At 66.4% G+C, this 26554-nt stretch carries 29 protein-coding genes; 15 read left to right on the top strand and 14 right to left on the bottom strand.

Annotation, left to right across the window (positions count from 1 at the left end; all coding sequences use genetic code 11):
• Positions 1-77 precede the first annotated feature (77 nt).
• The 8 genes from AU192_RS14115 to AU192_RS14080 all read left to right on the top strand — a co-directional run bounded on the left by AU192_RS14115 (position 78) and on the right by AU192_RS14080 (position 6340).
• Positions 78-1091: a ferredoxin--NADP reductase gene (locus AU192_RS14115; RefSeq protein WP_064397446.1), complete on the top strand. Its 1014-nt coding sequence runs from the start codon at positions 78-80 to the stop codon at positions 1089-1091.
• Positions 1092-1121: 30 nt separating this feature from the next.
• The gene (locus tag AU192_RS14110) at positions 1122-1865 is read left to right on the top strand and encodes an SDR family NAD(P)-dependent oxidoreductase (protein ID WP_064397089.1); all 744 of its coding nucleotides are present in this window, start codon (positions 1122-1124) and stop codon (positions 1863-1865) included.
• Between the two features lie 45 nt (positions 1866-1910).
• Positions 1911-3182 (top strand): aromatic ring-hydroxylating oxygenase subunit alpha, encoded by a 1272-nt coding sequence (locus tag AU192_RS14105; protein ID WP_064397087.1) that lies wholly within the window; start codon positions 1911-1913, stop codon positions 3180-3182.
• A gap of 2 nt (positions 3183-3184) precedes the next feature.
• Complete coding sequence (locus AU192_RS14100) at positions 3185-3514, top strand: hypothetical protein (RefSeq protein ID WP_064397445.1); 330 nt, start codon at positions 3185-3187, stop codon at positions 3512-3514.
• 13 nt (positions 3515-3527) lie between these two features.
• The gene (locus AU192_RS14095) at positions 3528-4373 is read left to right on the top strand and encodes a TauD/TfdA dioxygenase family protein (RefSeq protein WP_064397085.1); all 846 of its coding nucleotides are present in this window, start codon (positions 3528-3530) and stop codon (positions 4371-4373) included.
• Between the two features lie 155 nt (positions 4374-4528).
• Positions 4529-5818 (top strand): cytochrome P450, encoded by a 1290-nt coding sequence (locus AU192_RS14090; RefSeq protein ID WP_064397083.1) that lies wholly within the window; start codon positions 4529-4531, stop codon positions 5816-5818.
• Positions 5815-6006: a ferredoxin gene (locus tag AU192_RS14085; RefSeq protein WP_064397080.1), complete on the top strand. Its 192-nt coding sequence runs from the start codon at positions 5815-5817 to the stop codon at positions 6004-6006. Before AU192_RS14090 ends, AU192_RS14085 begins: the two co-directional genes overlap by 4 nt.
• A 46-nt stretch (positions 6007-6052) precedes the next feature.
• Positions 6053-6340 (top strand): DUF1330 domain-containing protein, encoded by a 288-nt coding sequence (locus AU192_RS14080; RefSeq protein WP_064397078.1) that lies wholly within the window; start codon positions 6053-6055, stop codon positions 6338-6340.
• Positions 6341-6416: 76 nt separating this feature from the next.
• Here AU192_RS14080 and AU192_RS14075 read toward each other — a convergent pair whose 3' ends face one another.
• From AU192_RS14075 to AU192_RS14030, 10 genes are all read right to left on the bottom strand, one after another.
• Positions 6417-7196 carry an alpha/beta fold hydrolase gene (locus tag AU192_RS14075; protein WP_064397076.1) on the bottom strand — a complete coding sequence of 260 codons (780 nt, stop codon included), beginning with the start codon at positions 7194-7196 and terminating at the stop codon, positions 6417-6419.
• Positions 7196-8401, bottom strand: a complete 1206-nt coding sequence (locus AU192_RS14070; RefSeq protein WP_064397074.1) for a cytochrome P450 — start codon at positions 8399-8401, stop codon at positions 7196-7198. Before AU192_RS14070 ends, AU192_RS14075 begins: the two co-directional genes overlap by 1 nt.
• Positions 8398-8598: a ferredoxin gene (locus AU192_RS14065; RefSeq protein WP_064397072.1), complete on the bottom strand. Its 201-nt coding sequence runs from the start codon at positions 8596-8598 to the stop codon at positions 8398-8400. Before AU192_RS14065 ends, AU192_RS14070 begins: the two co-directional genes overlap by 4 nt.
• Positions 8595-9797, bottom strand: a complete 1203-nt coding sequence (locus AU192_RS14060) for a cytochrome P450 (protein ID WP_064397070.1) — start codon at positions 9795-9797, stop codon at positions 8595-8597. The genes AU192_RS14065 and AU192_RS14060 overlap by 4 nt, the downstream gene beginning before the upstream one ends.
• A gap of 66 nt (positions 9798-9863) precedes the next feature.
• Positions 9864-10706 carry an NAD(P)-dependent oxidoreductase gene (locus AU192_RS14055; RefSeq protein ID WP_064397069.1) on the bottom strand — a complete coding sequence of 281 codons (843 nt, stop codon included), beginning with the start codon at positions 10704-10706 and terminating at the stop codon, positions 9864-9866.
• Positions 10703-11521, bottom strand: a complete 819-nt coding sequence (locus AU192_RS14050; protein ID WP_064397067.1) for an NAD(P)-dependent oxidoreductase — start codon at positions 11519-11521, stop codon at positions 10703-10705. Before AU192_RS14050 ends, AU192_RS14055 begins: the two co-directional genes overlap by 4 nt.
• Positions 11521-12378 carry an alpha/beta hydrolase gene (locus tag AU192_RS14045; protein WP_064397443.1) on the bottom strand — a complete coding sequence of 286 codons (858 nt, stop codon included), beginning with the start codon at positions 12376-12378 and terminating at the stop codon, positions 11521-11523. The genes AU192_RS14050 and AU192_RS14045 overlap by 1 nt, the downstream gene beginning before the upstream one ends.
• 38 nt (positions 12379-12416) lie before the next feature.
• Positions 12417-14072: a thiolase C-terminal domain-containing protein gene (locus tag AU192_RS14040; RefSeq protein ID WP_064397065.1), complete on the bottom strand. Its 1656-nt coding sequence runs from the start codon at positions 14070-14072 to the stop codon at positions 12417-12419.
• The gene (locus AU192_RS14035) at positions 14069-14368 is read right to left on the bottom strand and encodes a ferredoxin (protein ID WP_231984718.1); all 300 of its coding nucleotides are present in this window, start codon (positions 14366-14368) and stop codon (positions 14069-14071) included. The genes AU192_RS14040 and AU192_RS14035 overlap by 4 nt, the downstream gene beginning before the upstream one ends.
• Positions 14369-14376: 8 nt before the next feature.
• Positions 14377-15678, bottom strand: coding sequence for an NADH-ubiquinone oxidoreductase-F iron-sulfur binding region domain-containing protein (locus tag AU192_RS14030; RefSeq protein ID WP_064397061.1), 1302 nt, complete (start codon positions 15676-15678; stop codon positions 14377-14379).
• A gap of 36 nt (positions 15679-15714) precedes the next feature.
• Here AU192_RS14030 and AU192_RS14025 point away from each other — a divergent pair, with 36 nt between their 5' ends.
• The gene (locus AU192_RS14025; RefSeq protein ID WP_064397059.1) at positions 15715-16188 is read left to right on the top strand and encodes a hypothetical protein; all 474 of its coding nucleotides are present in this window, start codon (positions 15715-15717) and stop codon (positions 16186-16188) included.
• A gap of 88 nt (positions 16189-16276) precedes the next feature.
• Here the strand turns inward: AU192_RS14025 and AU192_RS14020 are convergent, their stop codons facing one another.
• The 4 genes from AU192_RS14020 to AU192_RS14005 all read right to left on the bottom strand — a co-directional run bounded on the left by AU192_RS14020 (position 16277) and on the right by AU192_RS14005 (position 19945).
• Positions 16277-17185, bottom strand: coding sequence for an alpha/beta fold hydrolase (locus AU192_RS14020; RefSeq protein WP_064397057.1), 909 nt, complete (start codon positions 17183-17185; stop codon positions 16277-16279).
• Positions 17186-17276: 91 nt separating this feature from the next.
• On the bottom strand, positions 17277-17669 hold the full coding sequence (locus tag AU192_RS14015) for a Rieske (2Fe-2S) protein (RefSeq protein ID WP_064397055.1): 393 nt from the start codon (positions 17667-17669) through the stop codon (positions 17277-17279).
• Between the two features lies 1 nt (position 17670).
• Positions 17671-18813 (bottom strand): amidohydrolase family protein, encoded by a 1143-nt coding sequence (locus AU192_RS14010; protein WP_064397053.1) that lies wholly within the window; start codon positions 18811-18813, stop codon positions 17671-17673.
• Positions 18814-18850: 37 nt separating this feature from the next.
• Positions 18851-19945, bottom strand: coding sequence for an amidohydrolase family protein (locus AU192_RS14005; protein ID WP_064397051.1), 1095 nt, complete (start codon positions 19943-19945; stop codon positions 18851-18853).
• 281 nt (positions 19946-20226) lie between these two features.
• Here AU192_RS14005 and AU192_RS14000 point away from each other — a divergent pair, with 281 nt between their 5' ends.
• Genes AU192_RS14000 through AU192_RS13975 form a run of 6 tightly spaced genes read left to right on the top strand, consistent with a single transcriptional unit; the run spans position 20227 to position 26515 of the window.
• Complete coding sequence (locus AU192_RS14000; RefSeq protein ID WP_064397049.1) at positions 20227-21219, top strand: acyl-CoA dehydrogenase family protein; 993 nt, start codon at positions 20227-20229, stop codon at positions 21217-21219.
• Positions 21219-22394 carry an acyl-CoA dehydrogenase family protein gene (locus AU192_RS13995; RefSeq protein WP_064397047.1) on the top strand — a complete coding sequence of 392 codons (1176 nt, stop codon included), beginning with the start codon at positions 21219-21221 and terminating at the stop codon, positions 22392-22394. The genes AU192_RS14000 and AU192_RS13995 overlap by 1 nt, the downstream gene beginning before the upstream one ends.
• Before the next feature lies 1 nt (position 22395).
• On the top strand, positions 22396-23622 hold the full coding sequence (locus tag AU192_RS13990; protein WP_082695017.1) for an acetyl-CoA C-acetyltransferase: 1227 nt from the start codon (positions 22396-22398) through the stop codon (positions 23620-23622).
• A 1-nt stretch (position 23623) separates the two neighbouring features.
• Positions 23624-24403, top strand: coding sequence for an enoyl-CoA hydratase/isomerase family protein (locus tag AU192_RS13985; protein ID WP_064397045.1), 780 nt, complete (start codon positions 23624-23626; stop codon positions 24401-24403).
• Between the two features lie 19 nt (positions 24404-24422).
• Complete coding sequence (locus AU192_RS13980; protein ID WP_064397043.1) at positions 24423-25721, top strand: acyl-CoA dehydrogenase family protein; 1299 nt, start codon at positions 24423-24425, stop codon at positions 25719-25721.
• A gap of 17 nt (positions 25722-25738) precedes the next feature.
• Complete coding sequence (locus AU192_RS13975; protein WP_064397040.1) at positions 25739-26515, top strand: SDR family NAD(P)-dependent oxidoreductase; 777 nt, start codon at positions 25739-25741, stop codon at positions 26513-26515.
• Positions 26516-26554: the final 39 nt, after the last annotated feature.

Genomic DNA, 26554 nt, shown 5'->3' with positions numbered 1-26554 from the left:
GTCACGCTACGTCATCGGCACACGGGGCCGCATCAAGTGCTTGAGATCAATCGCAAGTACTTGATACTGTGGTGACGATGTCCGACGACGAGTTCGCCCGACTGCGCATCAAACGCGTGGTGCACGAAACCAGCGACGCCGTGTCGCTGGTTCTCGATGTTCCGGCGGACTGCTCTGATCGCTTCGTCTACAAGGCGGGTCAGTTCCTGACGCTGCAGGTCAGGGTTGACGGAGACGACCACCGCCGGTGTTACTCGATGTCATCGTGCCCGCACAACGGCAACGACCTGCAGATCACCGTCAAGCGCGACCCGGGTGGGCTGGTCTCGAACTGGCTCAACGACACCGCGCAGGTGGGTGTCGAGATTCACGCTTCGCCACCCGACGGTCGATTCCTGCTCGGCGACACCGAGCGCGACATCGTCGCGTTCGCCAGCGGCAGCGGTATCACCCCGATCTTCTCGCTGATCGGCTCGGCGTTGGTGAGCACCCGCAGGCGGGTCAGGCTGTTCTACGCCAACAGAAGCCGCGATTCGGTGATCTTCGGCGAGCCGCTCACAGCGCTGGCCGCCGCCAACGCCGAGCGCCTGTCGGTGACCAACCACTTCGACGACGAAGCCGGCGTCGTGCAGGCCGCGGCGGTCGAGGCATTCGCATCGGCGAGCGGTGACGTCGACTACTACATCTGCGGTCCGGGGCCGTTCATGGACACGGTGGAGAACACGCTGTTGAGCATGGGCGTGCCGCGCGAGCGGCTTCACCTCGAACGGTTCACGGTGGCACCGGTTTCCGACGAGGTCGCCGCCACCTCGGAGCAAACCGAGGAGGTGGTCATCGAACTCGATCGCAAGTCCACCATCGCGCCCTACCGGTCGGGTAACACGCTGCTGCAGACCGCGCGCATGGCGGGGTTGCGTGCGCCCTCGTCATGTGAGACGGGTTCATGCGGAACGTGTATGGCGCGCATCGTGTCCGGAAGCGCTCGCATGCTCAACAACGATGCGCTCGATGACGACGAAGTGGCCGAAGGTTGGGTGCTGACATGCCAGTCGCTGCCGACGAGCCGAACGGTCCACATGATCTATGAGTAGAAGACGAGGTCGGCTGATGGGACGGACGCGATGACTCGGGTCGCGGTGGTGACTGGCGGTGCTTCGGGCATGGGGGAGGCGACGTGCCACGAGCTCGGCCGTCGTGGGCACAAGGTGGCCGTACTCGACGTCAACGGCGAAGCGGCCCAACGGGTCGCCGAGAAGCTGCGGGCGGACGGCGTGACGGCTCTGGGAGTGGCCGCCGACGTGAGCAATCGTCCGGCGGTCGAGGAGGCGTTCGCGAAAGTGCGGAGCGAGCTGGGGCCGGTGCACATCCTGGTCACCAGCGCCGGTGCCGTGGACTGGGCGGCTTTCACCGACATCACGCCGGAGGCGTGGCAGCGGCTCATCGACGTCAACCTCACCGGAACATTCCACTGCTGTCAGGTGGCCGTGCCCGACATGCTCGACGCGGGCTGGGGTCGCATCGTGATGATCTCGTCGTCCAGTGCGCAGCGCGGCTCTCCCCGGATGGCGCACTATGCCGCGTCCAAGGGTGCATTGCTCTCGCTGACCAAATCGCTTGCGCGCGAGTACGGACCGGCCGGGATCACGGTCAACAACATCCCGCCGTCGGCCATCGAGACACCGATGCAGCATGCCGGTCAGCAGTCCGGACACCTGCCGTCGAACGAGCAGATGGCCGCGACGGTCCCGCTCGGCCACCTCGGCACCGGCGAGGACATCGCCGCGGCCGTGGGCTTCCTGTGCTCTGAGGAGGCCGGTTTCATCACCGGTCAGATTCTCGGCGTCAACGGCGGGTCGGTGCTGTGATGGCCGCCCCGTTTTCCGCATACCGAACACGACACGGAGGTTTCCATGGCTAAGTGGCCAAAGCCCGCCGAGGGTAGCTGGACTGAGCATTATCCGCAGCTGGGGACCGGACCGATCTCGTTCCGTGACTCGATCTCGCCGGAGTTCTACGAGCTCGAACGCGAAGCGGTCTTCAAACGCGCCTGGCTCAACGTCGCGCGTGTCGAGGAGCTGCCGCGCGTCGGAAGCTACCTGACCAAGGAGATCGACGCCGCCAAGACGTCGGTGATCGTGGTGCGGGGTAAGGATCAGCAGATCCGCGCGTTCTACAACATCTGCCGTCACCGCGGAAACAAATTGGTGTGGAACGACTTTCCTCACGAAGAGGTCAAGGGCACCTGCCGACAGTTCACCTGCAAGTATCACGGGTGGCGCTACGACCTCAAGGGCGATCTGACCTTCGTGCAGCAGGAGGGCGAGTTCTTCGGTTTGGACCACCAGCGGCACGGGTTGAAGCCGGTGCAGTGCGATGTCTGGAACGGGTTCATCTTCATCAACTTCGATCCCGAGCCGCGGTGGACGCTGCGCGAGTTCCTCGGCCCGATGATCACCGCGCTCGACGACTATCCGTTCGAATTGATGACCGAGCGTTACGAATTCGAGGCGCGCAACAACAGCAACTGGAAGATCTTCGCCGACGCGTTCCAGGAGTACTACCACGTGCCCTCGCTGCACTCGCAGCAGGTGCCCAGCGCGGTGCGCCAGCCGAACGCGACGTTCGAATGCGGTTATTTCCAGATCGACGGACCACACCGCCTGGTGTCGACGGCGGGCACCCGGCGCTGGCTGCTCGACCCGGAATACATGTACCCGGTCGAACGGGTCACGCGCTCTGGGCTCGTGGGGCCGTGGCGCACCCCCGAGACGCATCAGTCGGCCGGCCTGAACCCCGGTGGCATCGAACCCTGGGGCATCACCAACTTCCAGATTTTCCCGAACCTGGAGATCCTCATCTATCACGGCTGGTATCTGCTGTATCGGTACTGGCCGACGTCGCACAACACCCATAAGTTCGAGGCCTACAACGCATTCCATCCCGCCCGCACCGTGCGCGAGCGCATCGAACACGAGGTCGCTTCGGTGGTGCTCAAGGAGTTCGCGCTGCAGGACGCGGGAATGCTCGGCGGCACGCAGGCGGCGCTGGAGTACGGCCTGGGGGAGCCGATCGTCGACGACTATCCGCTCAGCGACCAGGAGATCCTGGTGCGCCACCTGCACCACGAGGCCGTCAAGTGGGTCGAGGAGTACAAGGCCGAGCGCTCACCGGTGGGGGTGTGACCATGACGCGTCTGCCCGGTGCGTTCGCGGAGTTCGAATCGTTCGCCGAGACGTGGTGCCTGCCAACCGAAGCCGAGAGGTGGGCCACCCGGATGGCCACCCCGATGTCGCAGATCCGGGAGTTCTACGACGCGTTCACGCCGCGCTTCGAGGAAGCGATCGACTACTGCGACAAGTTCCCGCTCGACGACTTGCCCGAAGACGTGCTGAACCTGCTGCATCTCATCTACTCGATGATCATGGTGTCGATGGCCGTCGAGGTGTTCGGTACCCAGAAACCCGCCGACTCCGCCGACGCGGTGATGAACCGCGTCAGCGCGCCGGTGCCATGACGAAGGAGACACCATGAGCCTGCTCACCATCAACAAGCTGACCGCATCGGTCGGCGCGGAGGTGACCGACGTCGACTCCGACGCGCTGGCCCACGACGACGCGCTGGGCGCCACGATTCTGGATGCGTTGGAGGACAACGGCGTACTGGTGTTTCCCGGGCTCGGGCTGACGCCGGAGGCGCAGGTGGCGTTCTGCCGGCGGCTCGGCGAGATCGACCACTCGTCGGACGGCCATCACCCGGTCGCCGGCATCTACCCCGTGACACTCGACAAGTCGAAGAACGCCTCGGCGGACTATCTGCGGGCCACGTTCGACTGGCACATCGACGGATGCACGCCCACCAACGACGAGTGCCCGCAGAAGGCGACCGTGCTCTCGGCCAAGCAGGTGGCCGAGACCGGCGGCGAGACGGAGTTCGCGAATTCCTACGCGGCCTACGAGGCGTTCACCGATGAGGAGAAGGAACGCTTCGGGGCATTGCGGGTGGTGCACTCGCTGGAGGCCTCGCAGCGGCGGGTCACCCCCGACCCGTCGCCCGAGCTGGTCGCCAAGTGGCGGTCGCGACCCACCCACGAGCACCCGTTGGTGTGGACTCACCGCAGCGGCCGCAAGTCGCTGGTGCTGGGTGCGTCGGCGGATTACGTCGTCGGTATGGACGTCGACGAGGGTCGGGCGCTTCTCGCCGAACTCCTCGACCGCGCCACCCAGCCGCAGCTGGTGTACAGCCACCGCTGGTCCGTCGGCGACACGGTGATCTGGGACAACAACGGTGTTCTGCACCGCGCAGCGCCGTACGACCCGAACTCACCCCGCGAGATGCTGCGCACGACGGTGCTGGGCGACGAGCCCATCCAATGAGCGGTTTCGGTGCGCTGCCGATCGCTGGTCGACTGGTAACGCACCGAAGCCAACCCGCTCGCCGCGCGTTGACGCAGGCGTGCCGCTATGGAAATCTGATACCCAGATATGAGAATCACGTTCTCGTACCTTGAGATCGTCGAAATGGAGGGCGCATGACCGAGGACCTCACCACGGTCGACTTCTTCCGGGACGGGCGCCTGACGGATGACCCGTACCCGTTCTACGAGGCGCTGCGCAACAAGTGCCCGGTCGCCCGTGAGGACCACTACGGCGTGACGATGGTGACCGGCTGGCAAGAGGCCGTCGACGTCTACAACGACGCCGAGACCTTCTCGTCGTGCATCTCCGTGACCGGTCCGTTCCCGGGCTTCCCCGTTCCGCTCGAGGGTGACGACGTCACTGACCTGATCGTCGAACACCGCGACGAGATCCCGTTCAGCGACCAGCTGCCGACGCTCGACCCGCCGACGCACACCAACCACCGCGCCCTGCTGATGCGGCTGATCACGCCCAAGCGCCTCAAGGAGAATGAGGACGCGATGTGGCAGCTCGCGGACGACATCCTCGACGAGTTCCTCGCACCGGGTGAAGGCGAGTTCATCAGCGGGTTCGCGGGTCCGTTCACCCTGCGGGTGATCGCCGATCTGCTCGGGGTGCCCGACGAGGACCGGCCCGAGTTGCTCGAGCGGCTGGCCCGCGGCACGCACGGCGGCGGGCTGGGCAACGCCGACAAGACCCTGACGAAGACGCCGTTGGAGTACCTCTACGAGGTGTTCGCCGAGTACGTCGAAGACCGTCGTCGGGAACCGCGTGACGACGTGCTGACGGGATTGGCCACTTCGACGTTCCCGGACGGCACGGTACCGGAGGTGGCCGACGTGGTCCGCGTCGCCACCAACGTGTTCTCCGCCGGTCAGGAGACGACGGTGCGGCTGCTCTCGACCGCGCTGAAGGTGCTCGGCGACCGACCCGACATCCAGCGCAGGCTGCGCGACGATCGCAGCCTGCTGCCGAACTTCATCGAGGAGTGCCTGCGCATCGAGAGTCCGGTCAAGGGCGACTTCCGGTTGTCGCGAGTGCCGACGACGGTGGGCGACCAGGCCCTCGGCGCCGGATGCACCGTGATGGTGATCAACGGTGCGGCCAACCGCGATCCGCGCCGCTTCGAGGATCCGGACAACTTCGATCCCGAGCGCAAGAACGCCCGCCAGCATCTGGCGTTCGGCCGCGGCATCCACAGCTGCCCGGGCGCGCCGCTGGCCCGGGCCGAGACCCGTGTCGGGCTCGAGCGACTGTTGGACCGCACCACCGACATTCGGATCAGCGAAGCCCATCACGGCCCCGCGGGGGAGCGTCGTTACAACTACATCCCGACGTACATCCTGCGCGGGCTGACCGAACTTCATCTGGAGTTCGACGTGGTCTCGGGTGATGCCGAATGAAGGTCACCGTCGACGAGGATCGCTGCGCAGGACACGGCATGTGCCTGACGTTGTGCCCCGAGGTGTTCGAGCTCAACGACGACGGTTGGGCGGTCGCGAACCCGGAAGAGGTTCCGGCCGAACTGGAATCCGCGGCGCGCGAAGCGATCGACAACTGCCCGGAACGCGCGATCCGCGAGATCGACTGACAAGCGACGTCGGCGCGGTGCCGGCATCCAACACGAAGGAGCTCGAATGGCGAAGGCGTACATCCTCATTACCGAGGACGTCAAGGATCCCGACGGTATGGCGGAGTACGGCAAGGTGGCCAGCCAGACGATGGCCAGCGCGACGCTGCTGGCATTCGATCAGAAGGCCGAGGTGATCGAGGGCACCTGGCACGGCACGCAGACCGTGCTGCTCGAGTTCGAGTCCGAGGAAGCGGCCAAGGCGTGGTACTACTCCGATGAGTACCAGGCCGCCGCGAAGCTGCGTCAGGCCGCCGCCGACTGCAACGGCGTCATCCTGCACGGGCTGGGCTGATTCGCTGTCGCCCAAACCGACGTTTTGGCGGGAGAATTCGAGCAAAAGCCGCCAAATCGTTGGTCTCGGCGCGACTTCAGGCGGAAACCAGCGGGCCGGTCGGCGTCGTCGTGGTGGCGTGTACCAGTAACTCGGCGAGTTCTCGCGGTCGGCTCAGGAACGGCGAGTGCGAGGCGTCGATGGTCAACTGTTCAACGCCGAGGCGACGGCTCACCGTGTCGGCCAGCCAGCGCGGCATCGACCGGTCCTGCAGACAACGGATGAAGCTGCGGGGGAGATCGGCCTCCCAGAACCGCGGCACGGATACCGGCGTCACCGTCGTGTCGCCGAAGCGTTCGGGACCGAGGCGCTCGAACGCCCAGCGCGCGGTGGCCTCGTCGCAATCGTGGTAAAAGTACCGCCACGCGCCTTCGAAGTCGGCGAACCACATCGCGCCATCGTCGTCGAACTTCAGGTAGCCCAACATCTCTCCGACGTCGGCGTCGAAATCCTCGCCTAGTTCGTCGCCGTCGTCGCGCATCGCCATCGCTTCGGGGTAGGTGCGACCTTCACGGGGCAGCGCCGCCGCGAGGTAGGTGATGTGGCTGACCAATTCGGGCGCGGCGTCGGCCGCCAGCGTAGCGTCGAAGCCGCCGCCCGAATGTCCGACGAGAACGCTGCTAGCCGAACCGGCTGCCCGCAACGCTTCCACGATCGCGTCGCGCCGGTTGGCCAGTGTCGACTCCTCGTCGGCGCGTGCACCGTGTCCCGGGAGGTCCACCGCGACCGCGTCGTGGCCCATCGCCGTCAGCTCGTCGATCACGCGCTCCCAGCACCAGGCGGCGTGAAAGCCCCCGTGGACGAAGACGAATCGCATCAACTCAGGGCGCGCACCGGAACATGCGACCAGCCCGCGACGTTCTGCATCGCCACCCGACGGCAGTCATCCCACAGCACTTCATATTTGGGGATCAGGTCGAGCAGCCGCTCGAGTGCGATCGCCGTCTCCATCCGGGCCAACGCCGCACCGAGGCAGCTGTGAATGCCGTAGCCGAAGCCCAGGTTTTGCGCCTCGGTGCGGTTGCGGTCGATGTCGAAAGTGTCGGCGTCGGTGAATGCCTCGGGATCGCGGTGTGCCGAGGCCTGCAGGAGGAACACCGGCTTGCCCTCGGGGATCGTCACGCCGTGCAGTTCCACATCGCGCATCGAGCGCCGCACGTTGTAGTGCACCGGCGGCTCGTAGCGCAGCAGTTCCTCGACTGCGGCGGGAATCTTGCTGCGGTCATCGAGAAGCTTCTGCCACTGGTCGGGGTGACGGGCGAACGTGACCGCCGCGTTGCCGACCAGCTTGGTGACGGTCTCGGCGCCAGCACCACCGAGAAGCGTTGCGAATCCGGCGATCTCGAAGTCGTCGAGTGATTCCTTCTCACCATCCTCGCGGGTGATCTCGGCGGCCACCAGGCGGCTGAACATGTCGTCCTTCGGGTCAGCGCGCCGCTCCTGGATCAGTTGGAAGTACAGCCCCATGGCTTCGCCGATGGCCTGCATACCCTCTTCGGACATGTCGACCTGGCCGGGCTCGCGATGCAGCGACGCGTCGACCCATTCTCGGACCTGCTGCCGATGTTCCTCTGGCACGCCCAGCATCTGGGTGATGACTTCGACCGGGAAGAATGCGGAGAAGTCGCTGACGACGTCGAAGTGGGAGGGATCGGCCTTGGCGATGTACCTGTCGATGGTCTCGGTCACCATCGGTCGCATCGCCTCGATCGCCCGGGGGGTGAACACCTTGTTCACCAGGCTGCGCATGTGGCGATGTTCGGGCGGATCCATCAGGATGATCATCTTGGCCGGCATCGGCTCGTCAGAGCGAATGGTCGCCAGATCCAGACCGTATGCCGACGAGTAGGTGGCGAAGTCCTTGTAAGCCGCGGATACGTCTTCATGCCGCGACAAGGCGTAGAAGTCGAGTTCCTCGTTGTAGTAGACCGGTGCTTCTTCGCGCAGGCGCCGGTAGATCTCCCACGGTCCGTCGAAGTACTCCTGCGAGAACGGGTCGAAGACGATTTTCGACGTGGTCATGCGTCTTCGATCGAGATCGCCTGGCGCGGGCACTGTCGCACCGCTTCCCTGACTTGCTCCTCGTTCTCGGGCGTCACTTCTTCCTGAAGCACGTGTAGGTAGTCTTCCTCGTCGAGATCGAACACCTCGGGGATGATGCCCATGCACACTCCGTTGCTCTCACAGAGCCCGAAGTCGACGATGATCTTTTGAGTCACTTCAACACCTTCACCGGGACGTGGTGGTATCCGGCCACATTCTGCATGTGCACGCGTTCGAGGCCGTCGAAGTTCACCTCGTAACGCGGCATGAAATCGAGCAGGTGCTCGAGCGCGATCGTGGTTTCCAGGCGGGCCAGCGCAGCGCCAAGGCAGCTGTGAATGCCGTAGCCCAGTCCGAGGTTCGGTGACTGCGTGCGATCCCGGGTGATGTCGAACGTCTCGGCGTTGTCGAATGCGCGGGAATCGCGGTTGGCCGCCGCCTTCATCAGGAACACCGGCTTGTGCGCGGGAATGGTGCCGCTGGGCACCTCGGCTTCCTTCAGCGTGTAGCGCACGTTGTACTGCACCGGCCCGACGTAGCGCAGCAATTCTTCGACGGCGGCCGGCACCAGGCTGCGGTCGTCGAGCAGCATCTGCCACTGTTCGGGATGGCGGGCGAACTCGACCACCGCGCTGCCGACGAGCTTGGTGACCGTCTCCGCGCCGGCGCCACCGAGAAGTGCTAGGAATCCGGTGATCTCGAGATCGTCGAGCTGGCGCATCTCACCGTTCTCACCGGGAATCTCCGCGCGGATGAGCCGGCCGATCATGTCGTCCAGAGGGTTCTGCCGCCGCTCCTGAACGAGGCCGTAGTAGTACATGCCCGAGTCGATGTTGGCCTGCATGTTCTCTTCGGACAGCTCGAGCTGGCCGGGCTTGCGCTGGAGGCTGATGTCGATCCAGCGCCGGACTTGTTGACGAAACTCCTCAGGCACCCCCGCCATCCGGGTGATCACTTCTACCGGGAACGGACCCGAGAAATCCTGCACCACATCGAAGTTGTCGGGATCGACCTTCGAGAGGTACTGCTCGACGAGTTCGGTGATGTTCTCGCGCTGCGATTGGATGGCCCGGGGGGTGAAGGCCTTGTTGAGCAGGCTGCGCATGTGCCGGTGCTCGGGCGGGTCCATGAAGATGATCGACTTGTGCGGGCCTTCCTCCGAGCGCACCATCGCCAGGTCGCAACCACGAGATGAGGAGAACGACTCGTGGTCCTTGAGCGCTGCGGCCACGTCGGCGTGCCGCGTCAGCGCGTAGAAGTCCTGCTCCTCGTCGTAGTAGAGGGGCGCTTCGTCGCGCATCCGTTGGTAGATCTCGTACGGGTTGTCGAAGAACTCCTGCGACACCGGGTCGAACACGAGTTTGGGCTTGGTCATGGTCTCCTCTTTCGCGGCGGGCTGTCGACCGCTTCCGTTACGCGAGGCCGCAATAATGTAACGCCTCTAGTATGCCTCACCGGATGCCTCCTGGTAAGGGGAATCGCCGCTGTTTATGGCCAGGATCCCGGCATCGATGACCTCGTCGAGCAGGCCAAGGTCACTGCCCAGCTCGCCCGCCGTCTGGCGAACCACCGCGACGTCCTTGCCGATGAACTCGCCGACGTCGGTGACGAAGCCCTGAACCGAGCCCCGCGCGGCGATGAACTCGCCGACCCGGCTGGTCCCGCTGCCGTGGGTGAGCGAGGTGAGCAGCTCGGCCTCCTGGACGCCGAGGCGGGCGCCGAGGTCGACGGCGGTGCGCAGCAGACCGATCTGGGCGGCGAACAGGCTGTTGTTGACGAGCTTGACGGCCTGGCCCGCGCCGATCTCGCCGACGTGCAGGATCGGGTCGCCGTAGCTGGCCAGCACCGGTCGGACCTTGTTGACCGCGGCGTGCGCGCCGCCGACGAACAGGGTCACCTCGCCGGCCGCGATGTTGTGCGGGCCGCCGCTGACCGGCGCGTCGACGACGTCGATGTCGGTGAACTCGGCCGCCAGCCTTCGCGTGGTGGCCGGGCTGCCCGTCGTGTGAATGATCAGCGCACCGCCCGGTTGCATGGCCGCGGCCAGGCCGTCGTCCAGGCACACCTGGCTGACCTGCTCGTCGGTGAACACGCAGATCGCCACGGCGTCGGCCCCGTCGGCGACGTCGGCCGCACGGGTCACGGGCTGCGCGCCGATATCGCGTAGCGCGGCGCATTTCTCGTCGGTCCTGCCGAGTGCGCGGACCTCGTGACCGGCTTCGATAAGGCGGCGCACCATCGGCGCGCCCATGCGCCCCGCCCCGACGAAACCGACCCGCGTCACCGCGGGTGGTCCATGTTCTGCAGCGCCGTGTCGGCCACGGTGAACACCGATCCCTCCGGTGCCGATGCGGTGGCCGCGATGCTGGCCGCGTGCCGAACGTCCTTCTGCAGCAACGCGCCTGCGATGGGCGCCAGTGCCTCGACCGTGCCGCCGAACATCGCGATGCTGCCCAACGCCTTGCTGGTTGCCGATCCACCGTTGAGCACCTCGGCAAGGCGCACGCGCGGAATACCCAGGGACTCACCGAGATCGAGAGTGCTCAGCGCGCTGCCGAGATTGGCGGTGAACAGCAGGTTGTTCAGGATCTTGGTGACCTGTCCACTGCCCAGCGGGCCGAGATGCACGATTGGGTCGGCATAGGTCGCGAACACCGGGCGGCAGCGTTCGACGACGTCCTCCTCGCCGCCGACCATCACCAGCAGCTTGCCCTCTTCGACGGCGGGCCCACCGCCGCTCACCGGCGCGTCGATGACCGAAACACCCTGTTTGGCAGCGGCTTCGGCGATCTCCCTGCAGGTGTCGGGATGTACGGTGCTGTGGATGGCAATGGTTGCGCCGGAGGCCAGGCCGGCGAGCACACCGCTCTCACCGTTGAGGACTTCGCGCACGTCGTCGTCGCCGACCACGCACAGGCAGACCAGATCGCTGGCCGCGGCCAACTCCGCAGGCGTGCTCGCGGTCTTGGCTGCCGTGCCGGCATACGGTTCGAGGCTGGCCGCCCGACGCGCCCACAGCGTCGTCTCGAACCCGCCCTCGACGATCTTGCGGGCCATGGGGCCGCCCTGGCTGCCCAGTCCGATGAATCCGACGCGCATCAATCCGCCTCCACTTTCTGCTCGGCCTTGTCCTCGGCGCCTCTTCGGGCCGCGACGCATTCCTCGACGAACGACAACACTTTGTCGTGGTAGTCCGCGGCCGCGTAGGACAGCGAAATGTTGTGACCTGCGCCGGCCTGTTCGTTGAGGACGAAGCGGGGCGCGGCGGTGAACACCGCGGCGATGTCGGCCAGCGACTCGGGGTCGGTGCGCCACACCCGCTCGTGTTCGGCGACGGTGAACTGCACGGGCACCTCGACCCGCGCAGCCATCGCCGGAAAGTCCCGCCGCGGCCAGTTTTTCGTCATGTCCGCCTCGTACGGCGCGCCCGTCGACGAGTTCGTGATACCCGAGAGCACCTCGGGCGGATACAGGTCGGCGGGTTCCCACAGCAGGTCGCGAAGCCCCACCGGCCGCCGGGTGGCCGTCGTCGTCTTCAGGATCTGGGCCGCGGAGTCCGCATACCGCAACCCGGTACCGGCCAGGCCGAGTCCGAGCACCCCCGCCTGAGCGGCACGCTCGTCGGCGGCCATGCGCACCGCCAGTTCACAGCCTGCCGAGTGGCCGAGCAGGAACAGGCCTTCGCCGCGCGGGTTCTGGCCCAACACCTTGTCGACGGCACCATAGGCGAGCGCGACCCGCTGGTCGGGTTCGTGCATCGCCTCGGGATAGGGCGCCGAGCTGCCGTAGCCGGGTCGGTCCAACGCCACCACCGTGATTCCTCGGGCCGGACCGGCGCGCAGCAGCGACAGCTGAGGATGGCCGGGACAGTCGAAATACGCTGCGGTGCTGGCACCTCCGTGGAGGGCGACGATGACGGCGGCCGGGTTGTCGGCATGTGCGACAAGGCCCGACATGGGAACGCCGTCGACGAGGACGACGCGGGGGCGCGGGCTCACCCGTCGGTCCGCATCAGGATCGCCCCGCTTGGCGTGAGCCCGCCACTGCTGACCACCGCGACCTTGGCGTCCTTCACCTGGCGCTCGCCCGCGTCGCCGCGAAGTTGCGTGACGGCTTCGTGGATCAGGCCCATTCCGTGTGTCCGGCCGTGCGACAGCTGACCGCCGTGGGTGTTCAACGGGATCACCCCGTCGCGGGCGATGGCCTTGCCGCCGTCGAGGAAGTCCTTGGCCTCGCCGATACCGCAGAAGCCGAGAGCCTCCAGCCACGACAGGCAGTTGAACGAGAAGCCGTCGTACAGCTCTGCGACGTCGACATCCTTGGGCCGCAACGAGGTTCGAGTCCACAGATGGGCGGCCTGACCGAGCACCTGAGGTTCGTGGGTCAGCGTGCTCTGGTCCCAGTCGGTGCGTTCGACGATCTGCGTGCCGACCGCCTCGAACAACACCGGCTTGTGGGGCATGTCTTCTGCGGTTTCGACGGCCGAGACGATGACCGCGACGGCGCCGTCACAGGGAACGTCGCAGTCGTACAACCCGAACGGGGTCGTGATCATCCGCGCGTTGAGGTAGTCGTCCATCGTCATGGGGTCGCGGTAGATGGCGGTCGGGTTCAGCGCCGCGTTCGCGCGCTGGTTGAGCGCGATCCAACCGAGCGTTTCGCGCGTGGTGCCGTAGCGCTCGAAGTGGCGCTGGGCGTTGAGCGCCAGCGTGTGCGCGGCCGACATCGCACCGAAGGGCATCTGCCAGCTCGAGGTTCGGGCGCCGCCCGGCGGTGACGCCTTGCCCTCCTTCATCAACTGCTGGAACGTCGCCTCCCACAATGTGCGGAAGCACAGCACGTGCCGGGCCATACCCGTGGCCACCGCCATCATCGCCGCGATGACCGAGCCGCCGGGTCCGAAGGTATCCATGCCGCCGTTGATCCACGCCGGGCGTAGACCGAGAGCGCCCTCGAGCGCGGCGACGCCGCCTTCGCCCATGCCCGCGATGTCCAACCCGGGATAGGTCGACAGGCCGTCGATGTCGTCGAACGTCAGACCCGCGTCGGCGACGGCGGCCTCGCACGCTTCGATCGTCAGCGACAGCGGCGGCACCATCAATCGCCGACCGAGCCGCGACGCACCGATTCCGGTGATCGCCGAATGCTCTTCGAACCGTTGGCGAGTCAGCGGCTGGCTCACGTGACGGGCGAAGTCCTGTGGTGCGATCTCGTCCTCGGCGACCGGGCCACTCTGTTCGTCGGCGCCGGGTGTGAAGACGGGCAGCCAGACAGTTCCGGCCCCATCGCCGAGCTGTTGAAACGTCACCTCGACGACTTGACCGAGTTTCAGGTCGTCGGGGTCGCAGTCGACGATGTTGGTGGTCAGTCGAACTCGCGGATCCTCGACGATCGCCACCTGGGCCACCACGTAGGGCGGCGGCAGGTCCGGGAAGCCGAACCGGTGGTTGACGGTGAACGCCGACAGCGTGGCCTTGCCGGAGACGTCGCGAATGCCCATGTTGTGGCTCCGGCAGTACCGGCACACGGGTTGCGGCGGATGGATCAGCGCCGTGCAGTCACGACACTCCTGGATACGCAGGACACCGTCGGCGCCGGCGGTCCAGAAAAACTCGTTGAGTACCGTCAGCTCGGGTAGTGGTCTTGTCACCGCACGAATCCCGAGATCGCCTCGTTGTCATCGGTTTTGGGTTCGGGTTCGGGCACCTCGTGTGCCTCCTGATGCACGGCGGTGTCGTCGGACGGCCGGTGTTCGCCCATGTAGATGATCGCGTGCACCGGGCAGTCCAATAGTGCGCGCATCACCGCGTCCCTGTCCTTCTCCGGCACCGTGCCGTCGCCGATGAGGGAGGCGTACCCCCAGTCGTCCAGGGAGAAGTACCCCGGGGCGTGCTTGGCGCATATCCCGAAGCCGTCGCACAGCGTCCGGTCGAGCCGAATCCGCAAGCCGTCACTCATGATTGAGCCACCGCCTCCACTTCGTAAGGCCGCACGGCGGCGAACGCGTCGGCGCGACAGGCCGTGCAGTCGTCGGTGAGGTGGCGAGCCACCACTTGTGGGAACTGTCGCAGCAGGCTCGCGGCGACGTTGGTGGCGCCGTCGAGAGTGCCACAGGCGCCACGCCCGCGAAGCACCACCGACCAACGCTCCAGGCGGGTGACGTCCTCCTGGGTGGCTACGCCGTCGCGCAGCGCCGACGTGACCGCGGCCATGGCGGCGGTGCCGTTGAAGCAGGATCCGCACTGGCCCGCGTTCTCCCGGTCGAAGTACGACATCACCGCGGCCGCGACGGCGACGGGGCAGTCGTCGGTGAGGATCGAGATGGCCCCGCATCCCAGACCGCTGCCGAGCCGGCGAACCGACTCGTGGTCGAGCGTCGCGTCGAGGATGTCGGTGTTGACCAGGCCGGCGAAGTAGCCGCCCATCAAGACGCCGGTGACCGCGTCGCTGGTGACCCCGTGCAGGTGCAGCAGATCGGAGAACGATGCACCGTGCGGGATTTCGTACAGCGCGGCTGGTCGTCCGCCGCCGGTGATGGTCGCGAGAAACGTCCCGGGAGACATCGGCGTGCCGACCGAACGGAACTTCTCGGCGCCGTGCTCATGGATGTAGGGCAGGTTGGCCAGCGTCTCGACATTGCTGACCATGGTGGGGACGCCGGCCACGCCTTCCTCGAAGGGCCGTGGCGGTTTGTCGGTCGGCTTGGCGGGTCCGCCGTTGATGCGCCGGACCGCGGCGGTCTCTTCTCCGGCCACGTACCCGGGTTCGACTGTGACGACGGTGATCTCGGTCGCGCCGAACGTTTCTGGTGGCACTTCGCTGAGCGCGGCGGTGACGGCGTTCGCGGCGGGGGAGTCGGAGACGTAGACGTATGCCCGGCGGGCGCCTGCGACGGCCGTCGCCAAGCGCAGACCGTCGAGCACGAGATGGGGCCGGTTACGCAGGAGCCAGCGGTCTTTGACCGACGCGGGTTCACCTTCTTCGCCGTTGGCCACGACGACGGTCTCCGAGCCGCGCTGGTGGGCATTGTGCACCGTGCGCAGTTTGGTGCCGATCGGGAACGCGGCGCCGCCGCGGCCCAGCAGCCCCGACAGGTCGACCTGCGTCAGCAGCGCATCGGCATCGATCAGCGGCCGGTATCCGCCCGCCCGGGTGTACTCGGCGTAGTCCTCCGTGCCCGCCTCCGACGGGCGCAACAGCCGCGGCGCGCAATCCGGCCAGGCGGCGACGGCGAGATCGGTGGCAGTAGAGGTCATGGCTGGTCCTTCCGGCCCGCGGATAGGCTGACGGACATGAGGACTGCGGTCGTGCGCGTCGGTGTCGACACGGCGGGCGAACTCGGCCCGGCCCAACTCGACGACGGCCTTGCTCGGCTGAGGGATTCGGCGGCTGCGCACGGTATCGAGGTGGTGGCCAACGATCTGGCCGGGTTGCCGCCGAAACGCCGTGAGGTCGAGTTGTTGATCGCCGGCGACGACCAGGACGAACTCCGTCGGCTCGCGGTCGACCTGTGCGACAAGGCATTCGGCACCACACCGGTGCCCGGCGTGGTGACGTTCATCAGCCGCGGCACCGACGACGATGCGCACGGCGTCCTTGCCGGGTTCGGGCTGTCCGGGGAGATCGAACGGGTACCCGGCGACGACGGCTGGGACGTCATATATGTGACGTTGCGCAGGGCCGACCTCGAACGCGTTCCGGAGAGTCGGGTGCACACCGCGCTGGAGGCCTCACTCAACTGCGAGGTCCACATCCGTACGACGTAGTGCTTCCGGGCGAGCGCGCAGTCTCGAACACGAAGCGCCGTAGCCGGCGTACGAGGATGTGCCCTCACGGTTGTGGTGGATCCGCTCATCAACTGTCCAGGAACTTCAGAATTGCCGGCGCCGCCTGCACCCACGTGTCGAACAGGCAGAAGTCCTTTCCGCCGCTGGCCGCGAACTTCTCACCGGCACGCTCCCAGGCATCCTCGGGCCAGGGCGGGTCGATCAGCGTTGAGCCCTTGATCAGGCAGCTGACCTCGAGCGACGTGCGCTTCGGATGATCCCAGTCGTTCTCGCCGCCGCGGATGATCAATGTCGGCACCGTGATGTTGTCGAACATCTCGTCTTCGACACCGGGGATCGTTTGACCGGGCTTGGGCACGAAGGCGTTGAGCCAACGCAACATCACCTTCAGAAACTCGTCGACGTCGAGGGCTCTGAACCGCTCCTCGTTGCGAGGATTCTCGCCGATGCGCTCCTTCCACTCGGCGACGTGCAGCAGGCCGTCGATGCCCGCACCGCGGGCGGCCAGGATGCTCGGCACCACGTAGTGTCCGCCCAGTACGAAGGACCCGTATACGCCGCCGACGATGTTCCAGACCACCAGCTTTCGGACGATTTCGGGGTAGAGCATCGTCGTCAGCATCGAGTCCCGCGCCCCACCGGAACCGCCCGCGATGATGCACTGCTCGATGCCGAGACCGGTGAGCAGCGCGTGCAGCGTTTCGGCGCGCATATGAGATTCGCTCTTACCGTAGAACTGCACGTCCGACTTGCCACAGTTCGGCCGATCCCACAGCAGCACGCGGTAACCGCCCGATGCCAGCGCCTCCGCCAGTGGCCGTAGGCCGGGAATGTCCTTGCTGAATCGGCCGCCCGGCGTCAGTGCGATGAATTCGCCTTCGTTGCCTAGGATTTCGTAGACGACGTGGCCGCCGTTGATCTCGACGGTCTCTTCGCCCGGTTTGAGAGTGGGGCCCGCGGCCTCCGTGGTGGTCATGCTGAGCCTCCGCGAACGTGCGCAAACTGCTGAATTTTCGCGGCGTGTCGTGTGCAAACACGCACGCTCACGCCAACAAGGGAACCTGTGATCATGCCTGGACCAACACCTCGTTGCCGACCACCCGCACGGGGTAGGTCCGGATGCTCCACTCCGGCTTGACCGCCGTGGTGCCGGTGGCCAGTTCGAAACCCCACTGGTGCCACGGGCAGTAGATGTACTCCAGATCGCGCACCATCACCGCATCGCCGGGCACGCTGTCGTCGACCACGGTGCGGCCGCGGGCACGTCCGGAACACAGCGGTCCGCCCTCATGCGGGCAGTAGTTGGCGATCGCGTAGAACGTGCCGTTGACGTTGTAGACGCCCACGCCGTGGCGTCCGATCGGCACCAATTTGTGCTTGCCCGGCGGGATCTCGTCGACCGTGGCGACGACGTGCTCACGCCCCTGGGCCAGCCGGGGCGTCTTCTCCTGTTCGCTCAACTCAGAACACCCGAACCTGGCCCTCGAGGGCCGGAACCGTGTCGGGAAGGTGATACGTCGCGATGCCGTTGCGGAACATCACCGCTTCCCGGGCGTGCTCGGGCAGGTGCTTGACCAGCCAGCGCGGGTCGTCGAACGTCCAGTGCGGGTAGTCCGACGAGTAGAGCAGGATCTTCTCGCACTCCATCCACTCGAACGCGCGCGACAACTCCGTCTTGTCCTCGGGGTAGTCCAGCGGCTGGGTGGTGAACTTGATGTGGTCCTTGACGTATTCCGACGGTTTGCGCTTGATGTCCAACCACGACTTACGGGCCTCGTAGATGGCGTCCATCCGCCACATCAGCGGCAGAATCCAGGTGAAAGCGTGTTCCACCAACACGATTCGCAGTGTCGGGAACCGGTCGAAGAGCCCGTCGAAGACCATGCTCATCACCTGGTTCGCGGCCAGCAGCGAGTAGGTGACCATGAAATCGTGGTTGTAGCTGGGGAATCCGACCGGCGGGATCGGCAGCTCCTCGTGATGGCTGCGCGACAGGTGGCAGCTCACCGTGATGTCGTTGCGGGTCGCGGCCTCCCAGATCGCGTTGTACTTGGGATCACCCCACGCCGGGCGGGGTTCGGCCTTGATCAGGATCTGGCCCATGTAGGGGTGGCCGGCCCAGCGCTCGATCTCGCGGGCCGAATCCTCGGGCGCCTCGATCGCCACGCAGATCGATCCGCGCCACCGCTCGTGCCAGTTGTTCTTGCTGTCGAGCCAGTGATTGGCCTGCCAGTCGTTGAGCGCGACGCTCATCGCGTGGTTGACCTCGGGGAAGCGCGCCGGGTAGGCGGCGGGCTCGAGGATCGCGATATCGGCGCCCGCCTCCATGATCAGCTGCTTGAAGGCCAGTTCGGGGTCGCTGCCCGCGAAGTTGCCGTCCGAGGGGAAGGTGTCGACCCGCATCGCGTACGCGTGGGCGTAGTCGGGTGCGTCGTAGTAGATCTGGTCGCCGATCCGCCGCGTCAGGAAGTACTTGCTGCGCCACGGCTCCGGGATGTACGGCGTCAGCTCACCCGCCCTCGGTGTCGGATGAACGTCGGAGTCGACGCAGCGCACCGCGACGCGCTCCGCGGCGGGCTTGCGCTCTGTCACTGTCACCGTCATCGTGGCTCCCTGCCTTTCAACTGCGTCTCACGCCCTATCACTGTGCGCCCACTGCGGCACCGACGTCTATGCCGTAGAGCTCGGCGGCATTGCGCCAGCACAGTTTGTCGCGTTGCTCGTCGGAGTACGCCGAGGGCACCGTCAGCTCGTTGAGCTGCCAGTGCGGATAGCTCGACCCGTACATCACCATGTCGTCCTTGCCGGTGAAGCTCAACCACTCGCCGGCGTAGTCCACATCGCCCGGCCCGTCCATCGCGCCCTGCACGAAGTAGGTGTGGCCGGGCAGGTAGTCGCTGGGCATCCGCGGCGCCCACGGGGTCTGCTCCAGATGTGGGCGCCCGAAACAGTCCATCCGCCAGATGAACGGCGTCAACAGGTCCGCCGCCCCGTCGGCCCAGACGAATTTCAGCGTCGGCATCCTTTCGAATACCCCTTCGACGATGAGATTCATCAGGTGATACAGGTAGTTCAGCGCCATGAAGCTGACGTAGTTCTCATACGTCCTGGGCACGCCGGACGGCGTCGGCGCGAACTGGACCCCCGCCCCCACTTCGATGTGCACGGCGACCGGCAGATTCGCCTCGTTGGCGGCCTCCCACAGCGGCCAGAACTGGGGCTTGCCGTACAACTCGCGGGATTGCAAAGGCACGCCGATCTGCACGACCCGGGGATGGTCGGCATATTTGGCGATCTCTCGCAGCGAACCAGTGATGTCGTCGGGATTGACCCGGATGGTGCCGCGGAACTTCTCGGCGTACGGGTTGTCCTCGAGCCAGCGGCTGACCAGAATCTCGTTGTGCCCCGCCGCGATCGCGGTGCCCAGATGCCGGTCCGGCATGATGCCGCGGGTCATCGGATGCAGAATCGCGATGTCGACGCCGCGCTCGTCGAACAGCTGCCCGCCGACGAACTCGGGGTCCGAACCGGGGTAGCGGCGGTCGCCATCCGTGCCGGGGGCGTATTCGCCGCCGGGAGCGCCGTACCAGTCCATCTCGTAGTCGGGGAATCCGCGGCTCTTGAAGGGCTCGCGAAGGAAGCTGCGGAAGTCCTTGTTCGACTTGCTGAAGATGTGCACGCTGGCATCGATGACGGGGGTCGTGAAACCAGACCCGGTCCCGTCCTGAATATGCATCACCAAGGCTGTCCTCCGATGTCATCCGGCCGTCGGCAGGCGCAGAAGAGCGCTGCGCGAGCGCCGAACACCTCCCAGTGTAAAGCGTTGTTCTTCAATCGCAAGAATCTAGTTCTCTACAAAACGCTTACTTTTGCGCAGGTCAGGGTGTCTGCTGGTCAACTGCATGACACACGTTATGCGAAACGTGGTAGTCACATCGTGAGAACGGTTACGCCGCGATTGGAGAATGTTATTCTCGCTGCGACGCGTTGCCCATCTTCGAGGCCCCGGGAGGCTTGGTGTTACTGGAGTTCGACGCCGATCAGCGGCTCTGGCAGGAGACCGTGCGCGACGCGGTGACCAAGCAGTGCCCGGCCTCGCTGATCCGCGGCATCGCCGAGAACGGGGTAGACCCGACGCCGTTGTGGAAGACCTACGTCGACGCCGGTTGGACCGAGTTGGCCGACGCTGAGAACGCGGTCGAACTCGCGATCGTGCTCGAGGAGTTGGGCCGGGCCACCGACCCCACGCCGTTTCTGGCGACGCTGACCCAGTTCGCGCCGTTGGCCGGCGACCGTTTCGATGCGCAGCGGGCCGGCACGGCGGTGTACGACGGTGTGTCCGCCCACCGGGTCGACGACGGGTGGGTACTCGACGGCACCGCTCACCACGTGCTCGACGGTGACCGCGCCGAGCGCTTCGCCGTCGTGACCGACGCCGGCGTCTTCGTTGTCGACGCCGATCAGGTCACGTCGAGGCGCAGTCCCATCTTCGACCCGGTGCTGCATGTCGCGGAGGTGTCGTTCGTCGACGTACGCGTGCCGGACACGGTGCGGGTGCCCGCGGACGCCGAACGGGCCCGTCACGTCGCGCTGACCGGTATGGCGATCTCCACGGTCGGCGCCTGCCAGCGCATCCTGGACCTGGTGCTCGAGCACGTCAAACAGCGCCAGCAGTTCGGGGTCGCAATCGGCTCCTTCCAGGCGGTGCAGCACAAGGCCGTCGACATGCACGTCGCCATCGAACGGGCCAGGGCCCTGGCCTATTTCGCCGCGTTGACCATCGCCGAGGACGATCCGCGCCGACGCCTGGCCGCCGCCATGGCCAAGGCGTCGGCGGGGGAGGCGCAGGCGTTGGTGTTCCGGCACGGCCTGCAACTGTTCGGCGCCATGGGATTCACGTGGGAGAACGACCTGCAATTCGCGCTGAAGCGGGCGAAAGCCGGTGAGCTGCTGCTCGGTGGCGCCGCCGAGCATCGCGCGGTGATCGCCGCGGAGTACAGGACCAACTGATGCAGCTGACTTTCGATTCCGAGGTCGAACAGTTCCGCGCGGATTTCGCCGCGTTCCTCGACGAGCATCTGCCGCCCGAGTCGCAGACCCTGGAGCGGCCGAAGTCGGTGTCGCACATGCCGCAATGGGCCCGCGACTGGCAGCGTCTGCTGTTCGACAACGGCTGGCTTCTTCCGGCGCAACCGCCCGAGTTCGGCGGCCGGAACGCGACGGTGGTGCAGCAGTTCGTCCACCTCGACGAGCTGTGCCGGCGGCGGATCTACCACAGCTTCAACCCCCAGGGCGTCAACATCGTCGCCGCGTCGCTGATCACGTTCGGCACCGACGAGCAGAAGCACCGCTGGGCGGTGCCGGTGCTGAAGGCCGAGATGACCGCGTCACTGGGCATGAGTGAACCGAGCGCCGGGTCCGATCTGGCATCGCTGCGCACTCGCGCGGTCCTGGAAGGCGACCACTTCGTCGTCAACGGCCAGAAGGTCTGGACGTCGGGCGCCCACGACGCCGACTTCCTGTTGACGTTCGTGCGCACCGATCCCGACGCGCCCAAGCACAAGGGCATCAGCGCGCTGATCATCCCCACCGACACACCCGGCGTCGTCTGTCGGCCGTTCGCGGACATGACCGGTGAAGACAACCTCGACTTCAACGAGGTGTTCTTCACCGACGCGCGCGTGCCCGCCGAAAACCTCGTCGGCCCGCTCAACGGCGGCTGGGGTGTTGCGAACGGTTCGCTCGGCCACGAGCGCACGATGATGTGGCTCGGCTTCGCCGACCGCATCGACAACATGATCGCTGACTTCCGGCCTCGTACCGAACTCGAACGCGACCAATACGCCACGACGCTCATGGATTATCAGGCGTTGCGGGCCATGGGCTCGGCGGCGCTGGCGCGAGCCGCGCGCGGGGAGGCGGACACCGCGTCGGTCTCGGTGCTCAAGCTGTTCGGGTCCGAAGCCGAACGTCAGGCCATGGAGAACGCGCTAACCGCCGCAGGCGCCGACGGACTGATCCACCCGTCGACCTCGGGACCCTACGAGCACATGAACCTCGACCACTACTTCGCGAGCTGGTTCGAGCGCTATGCGCGCAGCTTCGGCGGCACCATCGCCGGTGGCACGTCGGAGATTCAGCGCAACATCATCGCCACGCAGGTGCTCGGGCTGCCGCGGCGCTGACATGGACGCCTGGATCGTCGACGCGGTACGAACCCCGAGGGGCCGTGGCCGGGCGGACGGCGCGCTGCACGGGATCCACCCGCAGGCGCTGTTCGCGCAGTGTCTGCAGGCACTCTGTGCCAGAACTGGTTTCGATCCGGCCGACGTCGACGACGTAGTCGCGGGCAACGGGATCCTCGCCGGTGAGCACGGCGACGACATCGCACGCCTCTCGACCCTTCTCGCCGGTTGGCCGGAGACCGTTCCGGGCATGACGCTCAACCGGTTCTGCGGGTCGGGCCAGCAGGCGATCACTGTCGCGGCGACCGGGGTGGCGGCCGGAGCGCAGGATCTGGTGGTCGCGGGGGGTGTGGAGTCGATGTCGCGGTGGGCCGTCAGCGTCGGGGTGCCGACGATCGACGGTGACAATCCCGCGTTCCGGGAACTGCATCCTACGGTGCCGCAGGGTATTTCGGCGGATCTGATCGCCTCGCTGGAGAAGTTCAGCCGCGACGATGTCGACGGGTACGCCGTCGAAAGCCAGCGACGCGCGGCCGAAGCGATCGCGGCGGGCCACTTCGACCGCTCCGTCATCGCGGTGACCGACGCGGCCGGTGAGGTTGCCCTCGACCACGACGAACACCCGCGGCCCGGTACGACCCTCGAGAAGCTGGCGAAGTTGCCGCTGGCGTTCGCGCGGATGGGCGCGGCGCGTGTCGAAGGCGAGGCCGCCACATTCGACGAGATCTGCCTCGACCGGTATCCGGAGTTGACCGCCGTCGACCACGTCCACCATGCGGGCAACAGCTCCGGTGTGGTCGACGGCGCGGCGGTGGCGGCGGTCGCGTCCCGACGATGGCTGGAGGTCAACGGCATTGCCGCGCGGGCCAGGATCCGGTGCACCGCGGCGATCGGCAGCGAGCCGGTCATCATGCTCACCGCTCCGGGACCCGCCGCGCAGCGGTGCCTGGACAAGGCCGGTATGCGGGCCGCCGACATCGACCTGTGGGAGATTAACGAGGCGTTCGCGGCGGTGCCGCTCAAGACCATCCGCGACCTCGAACTGGATCCCGAACGGGTCAACGTCAACGGCGGAGCGATCGCGCTCGGCCACCCGATCGGGGCGACGGGCGCCATGCTCATCGGCACCGTGCTCGACGAACTCGAACGCCGCGACCTGGCCACCGGCCTGGTCACGATGTGCACCGGCGGCGGTATGGGCACCGCCACCATCATCGAGCGGGTCTGACATGACCGAGACATTGGTCGTCGACCGTGATCGGACGGGCATCGTTGTCGTCCAACTGAACCGGCCCAAGCAGCTCAACGCGATCAACGAGGTCATGCGCGACGAACTGTCGCAAACCTTCACCGAGATCGCCGCCGACACCTCGGCCAACGTCGTCGTGCTGACCGGCGCCGGGCGCGGCTTCTGTGCGGGGATCGACGTGCGCAACTTCGGGCCCGAGGCGGTGAAGGCGTCGGCTCCGGCGATCGAACGCATGCGCTTTCAAGAGGCGATGGCCGCGCTGCCGCAGGCGATCCGGGCGCTGCCGCAACCGGTCGTCGCCGCCGTGAACGGGCCGTGCGTCGGCGCGGGACTTGCGTTGTGTCTGGCCTCCGACATCCGCATCTGCTCCGCCGCAGCGACTTTCGGCAACGCGGCGATCCTGCTGGGGCTCTCGGGCGCCGAGATGGGTATGAGCTACCACCTACCCAGGATCGTCGGCACCAGTGTCGCGGCGGATTGGATGCTGACCGGTCGCACGGTCAGCGCCGACGAAGCCGACCGGCGCGGGCTGGTCAGCGAGGTCGTCGCGCCGGAGCGGTTGACCGAGCGCGCTCTGGAGATCGCGGCGACCATCGCCGACCTCTCCCCGCTGGGTGTCCAATTGACGAAGCGGGCACTGCAAACCAACACCGACACCTCCGGTCTCGACGCCGCGATGGAGCTGGAGAACCGCAACCAGGTGCTCAGCCATGCCACCGAGGAGGCCGCGCAACGACGGCGGAAGTGGTCGGACAGCTGAGCGGACGGAAGGACGAACTGTGGCTTGGGATTTCTCGACCGACCCAGAGTGGGCCGAGCAACTGGCGTGGGTGGAGGAGTTCGTCCGCAACGAATGCGAACCCATCGACCTGATCGTCAAGGAGTCACACGATCTCAACGATCCGGTGCGCCAGGCGCTGATTCCGCCGTTGCAGGAGATCGTCAAGGCCCGCGGGCTGTGGGCCACCCACCTGGGCGCGCATCTCGGGGGGCCCGGCTTCGGCCAGGTCAAGCTGGCGCTGCTCAACGAGATCCTCGGCCGGTCCGAGTGTGCGCCCATTGTCTTCGGCTCGCAGGCACCGGATTCGGGCAACAGTGAGATCCTCGCCCACTACGGCACCCCTGAGCTCAAACAGCGCTATCTCGAACCGCTGCTGGACAACCGGATCGTGTCGTGTTTCTCGATGACCGAACCCCACGGCGGTGCCGATCCGAAGGTGTTCACCACCACTGCCACCCGCGACGGCGACCACTGGGTGATCAACGGCGAGAAGTGGTACTCATCGTTCGCGTCGATGGCGTCGTTCATCATCGTGATGGCGATGACCGACCCCGATGCGCCGCCGTACCAGCGCTATTCGATGTTCGTCGTACCCGGTGGCACGCCCGGCATCAACGTGCTGCGCGACGTGGGCCTTGGCTACCAACCGCTCGGCGGCGGTGGACGCGAGGGATATGTCCGCTACGAAAACGTCCGCGTACCCGACGATCACATGCTCGGACCCCGCGGCGGGGCGTTCGTGGTGGCCCAGACCCGGCTCGGCGGCGGGCGGATCCACCACGCCATGCGCACCGTCGGTCTGGTGCGGCGGATCTTCGACATGCTGACCGAACGGGCGGTGTCGCGCCACACCCAGGGTTCGGCGTTGGCCGACAAGCAGATGGTGCAGGAGATGATCGCCGACTCGTGGATGGAGATCGAGGCGTTCCGGCTGATGACCCTGCAGACGGCATGGAAGATCGACCAGTACAACGACTACAAGGCGGTGCGCGCGGACATCTCCGCGGTCAAAGCCATGATGCAGAAAGTGCTGCACGACGTTTCGGCGCGGGCGCTGCAGCTGCACGGCTCGCTGGGTACCTCCCATGAGATGCCGTTCGTGCAGTACCTGACCGAGTCGTTCGTGCTGGGCTTGGCCGACGGTCCCACCGAGGTGCACAAGGTCACGCTGGCGCGGCTGCTGCTCAAGGATGTCGAACCCGCGCCCGACATCTTCCCGTCAGAACACCTGTTGCGGCTGCGGAAAGCCGCCGAAGCCAAGTTCGCCGACAAACTCGCGGGGATACCGCGGGGCTGACTCCAGGAGGTCTCACAATGTCGTGTGAGGGCAAGGTCGCCTTGGTGACAGGCAGTAGCCGCGGTCTCGGTAAGGCAATCGCGCAGCGGCTGGCACGCGAGGGTGCGACGGTCGCACTGACGGCCCGCACGCTCGAGCCGGACCCGAAATACCAAGGCTCGCTGCGCCAGACGCTCGAGGAGATCGAAACGGCCGGCGGATCGGCGATTGCGGTGGCGGCGGATCTGTCCGACAGCGGGGAGCGCACCCGGTTGTTCACCGAGGTGGTCGACAAGGTGGGTGCGCCCGACATCGTGGTCAACAACGCCGCCGTCACGTTCTTGCGGCCGCTCGACGAATTCCCCGAACGGCGGGTCCGGCTGATGATCGAGATGCATGTCATGGCGCCGCTGCACCTCACGCAGATGGCGATCCCGGCGATGCGCGAACGCGGCCGCGGATGGGTGCTCAACGTGACCTCGGTCGGAGGCGACCTGCCCGATGGGCCGCCCTTCTCGGACTTCGACCGTACCGCCGGCTTCGGCGTGTACGGCACGGTCAAGGCCGCGCTGAACCGGCTGACAAAAAGCCTTGCGGCCGAACTGTACGACGACGGCATCGCCGTCAACGCCGCCGCGCCGACCAACCCGGTCGCCACCGAGGGCGCGGGCACACTCGACCTGGCCAAGACCGATACCGAGGACATCTCGCTGATCACCGAGACGGCGTTTCGCTTGTGCACCGGTGATCCGAAGACGTTGACCGGTCGCATCGCCCACACCCAGTCCTTCCTGGGTGAGACGGGCCAGCAGTGACCCGCGAGACGGGCCAGCCGTGACCCGCGAGTGTGAGAT

Origin of the sequence: Mycobacterium lehmannii, from assembly GCF_001499925.1 — a bacterium.
GTDB lineage: Bacteria > Actinomycetota > Actinomycetes > Mycobacteriales > Mycobacteriaceae > Mycobacterium > Mycobacterium lehmannii.
The sequence above is the reverse complement of the archived record's forward strand: the minus strand, read 5'-3'. Positions and strand labels throughout refer to the sequence as shown.

Excerpts from the sequence above, each read along its gene's own strand:
- AU192_RS14030 (WP_064397061.1), bottom strand. The coding sequence starts at position 15,678 with ATGACCTCTACTGCCACCGATCTCGCCGTCGCCGCCTGGCCGGATTGC.
- AU192_RS13990 (WP_082695017.1), top strand. The coding sequence starts at position 22,396 with ATGGACGCCTGGATCGTCGACGCGGTACGAACCCCGAGGGGCCGTGGC.
- AU192_RS13995 (WP_064397047.1), top strand. The coding sequence starts at position 21,219 with ATGCAGCTGACTTTCGATTCCGAGGTCGAACAGTTCCGCGCGGATTTC.
- AU192_RS14095 (WP_064397085.1), top strand. The coding sequence starts at position 3,528 with ATGAGCCTGCTCACCATCAACAAGCTGACCGCATCGGTCGGCGCGGAG.
- AU192_RS13985 (WP_064397045.1), top strand. The coding sequence starts at position 23,624 with ATGACCGAGACATTGGTCGTCGACCGTGATCGGACGGGCATCGTTGTC.
- AU192_RS14090 (WP_064397083.1), top strand. The coding sequence starts at position 4,529 with ATGACCGAGGACCTCACCACGGTCGACTTCTTCCGGGACGGGCGCCTG.
- AU192_RS14075 (WP_064397076.1), bottom strand. The coding sequence starts at position 7,196 with ATGCGATTCGTCTTCGTCCACGGGGGCTTTCACGCCGCCTGGTGCTGG.
- AU192_RS14005 (WP_064397051.1), bottom strand. The coding sequence starts at position 19,945 with ATGCATATTCAGGACGGGACCGGGTCTGGTTTCACGACCCCCGTCATC.
- AU192_RS14110 (WP_064397089.1), top strand. The coding sequence starts at position 1,122 with ATGACTCGGGTCGCGGTGGTGACTGGCGGTGCTTCGGGCATGGGGGAG.
- AU192_RS14070 (WP_064397074.1), bottom strand. The coding sequence starts at position 8,401 with ATGACCACGTCGAAAATCGTCTTCGACCCGTTCTCGCAGGAGTACTTC.
- AU192_RS14115 (WP_064397446.1), top strand. The coding sequence starts at position 78 with ATGTCCGACGACGAGTTCGCCCGACTGCGCATCAAACGCGTGGTGCAC.
- AU192_RS14025 (WP_064397059.1), top strand. The coding sequence starts at position 15,715 with ATGAGGACTGCGGTCGTGCGCGTCGGTGTCGACACGGCGGGCGAACTC.
- AU192_RS14100 (WP_064397445.1), top strand. The coding sequence starts at position 3,185 with ATGACGCGTCTGCCCGGTGCGTTCGCGGAGTTCGAATCGTTCGCCGAG.
- AU192_RS14050 (WP_064397067.1), bottom strand. The coding sequence starts at position 11,521 with ATGCGCGTCGGATTCATCGGACTGGGCAGCCAGGGCGGCCCCATGGCC.
- AU192_RS14085 (WP_064397080.1), top strand. The coding sequence starts at position 5,815 with ATGAAGGTCACCGTCGACGAGGATCGCTGCGCAGGACACGGCATGTGC.
- AU192_RS14045 (WP_064397443.1), bottom strand. The coding sequence starts at position 12,378 with ATGTCGGGCCTTGTCGCACATGCCGACAACCCGGCCGCCGTCATCGTC.
- AU192_RS14010 (WP_064397053.1), bottom strand. The coding sequence starts at position 18,813 with ATGACGGTGACAGTGACAGAGCGCAAGCCCGCCGCGGAGCGCGTCGCG.
- AU192_RS13975 (WP_064397040.1), top strand. The coding sequence starts at position 25,739 with ATGTCGTGTGAGGGCAAGGTCGCCTTGGTGACAGGCAGTAGCCGCGGT.
- AU192_RS14105 (WP_064397087.1), top strand. The coding sequence starts at position 1,911 with ATGGCTAAGTGGCCAAAGCCCGCCGAGGGTAGCTGGACTGAGCATTAT.
- AU192_RS14020 (WP_064397057.1), bottom strand. The coding sequence starts at position 17,185 with ATGACCACCACGGAGGCCGCGGGCCCCACTCTCAAACCGGGCGAAGAG.
- AU192_RS14060 (WP_064397070.1), bottom strand. The coding sequence starts at position 9,797 with ATGACCAAGCCCAAACTCGTGTTCGACCCGGTGTCGCAGGAGTTCTTC.
- AU192_RS14080 (WP_064397078.1), top strand. The coding sequence starts at position 6,053 with ATGGCGAAGGCGTACATCCTCATTACCGAGGACGTCAAGGATCCCGAC.